The organism is Tannerella forsythia (assembly GCF_001006485.1).
Classification (GTDB): domain Bacteria; phylum Bacteroidota; class Bacteroidia; order Bacteroidales; family Tannerellaceae; genus Tannerella; species Tannerella forsythia.
Genome location: NZ_JUET01000106.1, coordinates 1 through 3325, shown reverse-complemented (window position 1 = coordinate 3325; position 3325 = coordinate 1). Strand labels below are relative to the sequence as shown.

At 42.5% G+C, this 3325-nt stretch carries 3 protein-coding genes and 1 pseudogene; 1 reads left to right on the top strand and 3 read right to left on the bottom strand.

Translation table 11 applies throughout. The features are described from left to right. Positions 1–648 precede the first annotated feature (648 nt). The 3 genes and pseudogenes from Tanf_RS16490 to Tanf_RS10265 all read right to left on the bottom strand — a co-directional run bounded on the left by Tanf_RS16490 (position 649) and on the right by Tanf_RS10265 (position 2468). The gene (locus tag Tanf_RS16490) at positions 649–1008 is read right to left on the bottom strand and encodes a T9SS type A sorting domain-containing protein (protein WP_438873600.1); all 360 of its coding nucleotides are present in this window, start codon (positions 1006–1008) and stop codon (positions 649–651) included. Between the two features lie 384 nt (positions 1009–1392). Continuing rightward, a pseudogene (locus Tanf_RS16485) lies at positions 1393–2127 on the bottom strand (M43 family zinc metalloprotease); the annotation flags it as partial. 23 nt (positions 2128–2150) lie between these two features. Then, entirely contained in the window at positions 2151–2468 is a 318-nt protein-coding gene (locus Tanf_RS10265; protein ID WP_052449086.1) for a hypothetical protein, read from the bottom strand. Between the two features lie 529 nt (positions 2469–2997). Between Tanf_RS10265 and Tanf_RS15305 the strand changes: the two genes are divergently transcribed. Further along, on the top strand, positions 2998–3138 hold the full coding sequence (locus Tanf_RS15305; protein WP_014224580.1) for a hypothetical protein: 141 nt from the start codon (positions 2998–3000) through the stop codon (positions 3136–3138). Positions 3139–3325: the final 187 nt, after the last annotated feature.

Here is a 3325-nt window from a genome sequence, read left to right as displayed (position 1 = left end):
AATCAACATTTTATATCAGGCTTACAGCCCTCCGCAGGAGTGGGTATTCTTTTTCCCCCGACGCTTCGCTTCGCTACACATTGGGCTGAATTAATGCGCCCCTGCGGAGCTGTTACAGCGGTCAGCCGTCAGTTCCGCATTCCTCCTTGGAAGGGGGGGAAGGGGGATGTTCATATCGGCGTTATGACGGGTGAACACAGAGGTTTGCCCCTACATGAACTGCCCTTTCCTCTACCCTGTCATTCAGAGCACTTTCCTTGTCATTCAGAGCGTCAGCGATGAATCTTTCCTCTTCCTCGCGGGATTCCTCACGGTGTTCGGAATGACAGGGGTATATGTTGTAGAGACGCAATGATTTGCGTCTCTACGGTGCGTACTGCGTTCATTTGCGAAATTTGCGTTCGGACACCGTGTACCCTGTACATAACCATTACCCGAAAGGGCTGAAAGCCTGATATATTTCAGCCCCATCCCGTAAGGGTGGGGTCCCGTCCCACCTTGTTCGGAGGGCTGTAAGCCTGATGTAATTTATCGGTCAGTATTCAGCCATCAGCTTCCATCCAACAATCAAACAACTCAACAAACTCAACAATTCAACAACTCAACGCCCGAAGGGCATCACTTTTCACTTTTAGTTTCTCACTTTTCTCATTTTTTGATCAACTTCTGCGTATGCGTCTGTCCGTCTTTGACGACGCGCACGAAGTACAGTCCTGCCGGCAGTCCGGCCATCGGGATTTGGAACGTCGGCTCATTCGTCCGGAACGAGCTGATTCGTTGGTTTGTATTCCATAATTCAATATCATAGCTGTCTTCTTTATCGTTTTGACGCAATGACGAATGTTGGAATGCACCTAATTGGGCTCGTTCTTTAAATAACCGGGCTTGCTGTGCAGCTTCTTTTATGATGTAATATTCTTCTGTTAAACTGACAATAGCAGTTGCACTTGATTGATCGAAATACGCGTTGAAAATATTTTGAGGTGAAGAGCAATTACTACGTACCATATATGCATGTCCCGGCCCCCATTCTCCCCATGTTCCGGAATTGCTTTTAGCTCTACACACAAACTCCAAAACATAAGGCTGATAATGAGAGTGTATATACATACTCAACGATTCTTTAAGCAGATTGTTACAATTCGCAGTAGTATAATTCTGTATCATTGACGGAGGATTCGATGAATAATCGAATATTTTCCACTCGATTTCTCTTACATTCGGATTGTTACACAGGCTTTGCCCGAATTCGTTAACCGCACGGAAAGTACGGGTGCTTCCGAAGCTCAAACATGTCATAGCCGGAGGGTCTAAAGATACACGAGGAATGCCGGAAGAAGAGACGAAAACATTGCTAAAAATAGGATTATTCATGATTGTATAATGCATACGCTTGCGTTGCCCATTAGAAAAACGTGTTAAACAACCAGGTGGAGCATAAGACATAATATTACGAACATCGGGTTGATATCCATCATTTCCCATATAATTACAATCATTGCCTACTTTTCCAGCTAAACATGGATCGGCAGGTGTATCACAAACTAAATCACCACAAGTGCTACAATTACTGCCATTAATATTCTCTCTACAATTTGCATTATCAGAACAACCGCTCCCTGAATGTGTATGATACAAGCCAAGACAATGTCCCATCTCATGGGATATGACAGATGTCCCATAATAAACACCTCCTATACAGTATGCAAGGGAGGGAATATTTTCAGCCTGAGAAAGACTTACGTTCGGTGATAAAAAATATACATTGATAGCATTAGGCTCTCTATTAGTTCTTATTATGGCATTGTAATTACTATATGGATCATTATAGAACTGTGTATTATTAATATATCCTCTCCCTAATTCATTAAACTGAATATTATATTGAGAATAATCATTAAATAGCCTTTGAATAGTATTTGATATTTGAGTATTGGTAAGGCCTCCAGTTCCATCACTTCTTCTAATCACATGAAAGTAAATGTTAAGAATTTTATTACTCTCGTCAACAGAAAAATAATCTGTACTTGAATAATTAGAGAAAGATGATTGCGTCGGTTGAGTATGACACTGCCATATTTGACCGACTTGCCCTTTTGATAAAAATATAGAGCAAAAGTATAGCATTATGACAAATATTTTTTTCATGATTACTTGAGTTTTTTTATTGTTATTATCTTAATCTCAGGGATTAATGTCCCCGGCCAACAAGTATATTTTGAATCTAATAACTGATAATCGACAGACACTTTCAATTTGTCTATTTTGTATTCATCCGCCAAATTCACAGGAAAATAAGGTTTGTTATTTATTAGTACAAGCCAACCACAGCCATCGGTCGCCGGATTTGCATAGTCAATTATAGCCTCTGCTTTCCGAGTATCAGGTTTTTCGGTGTTCTTCTCACATCCTGCTCCTGCTGTTAGTAAAAGCAGGGCACCTATCCATAAAATGATTTTTGTCTTCATATCTTCTTTTTTTAAAGGTTTGTAATTGTTTTCTGCGTTCCGGATATTTCTTTTACGCTGTGCCTCCGGTGCGGTTTGCGAGGCGCTTCGGCTTGTCAGGTGGAGTGTCGGCTGTTATTTCCATAGTCTTATATTTTTTTGTTATGTACGACAAAGGTATAAATATTTTTTTGATCAGATGCAAATATTTTGTCTGTTTTTTTGCGTCCTTTGCGTCGTTCTTTGCGAACTTGGCGGTAAGATCACCGCAAGGAACGCAAAAGTTACACAAAGCACGCAAGTTTGTTTAAGTAAAACATCTCGACCATTAAATAAATCAACATTTTATATCAGGCTTACAGCCCTCTTCGCAGGAGTGGGTATTCTTTTTCCCCAGCGCTTCGCTTCGCTACACATTGGGCTGAATTAATGCGCCCCTGCGGAGCTGTTACAGCGGTCAGCCGTCAGTTCCGCATTCCTCCTTGGAAGGGGGGAAAGGGGGATGTTCATATCGGCGTTATGACGGGTGAACACAGAGGTTTGCCCCTACATGAACTGCCCTTTCCTCTACCCTGTCATTCAGAGCACTTTCCTTGTCATTCAGAGCGTCAGCGATGAATCTTTCCTCTTCCTCGCGGGATTCCTCACGGTGTTCGGAATGACAGAGGTACATGTCGTAGAGACGCAATGATTTGCGTCTCTACGGTGCGTACTGCGTTCATTTGCGAAATTTGCGTTCGGACACCGTGTACCCTGTACATAACCATTACCCGAAAGGGCTGCAAGCCCGATATATTTCAGCCCCATCCCATAAGGGTGGGGTCCCGTCCAACCTTGTTCGGAGGGCTGTAAGCCTGACATGATCGTTAGCGATCAGT

Coding starts and splice junctions, on each gene's coding strand:
- Tanf_RS16490 (WP_438873600.1), bottom strand. CDS start 1,008: ATGGTACGTAGTAATTGCTCTTCACCTCAAAATATTTTCAACGCGTAT.
- Tanf_RS10265 (WP_052449086.1), bottom strand. CDS start 2,468: ATGAAGACAAAAATCATTTTATGGATAGGTGCCCTGCTTTTACTAACA.
- Tanf_RS15305 (WP_014224580.1), top strand. CDS start 2,998: ATGAACTGCCCTTTCCTCTACCCTGTCATTCAGAGCACTTTCCTTGTC.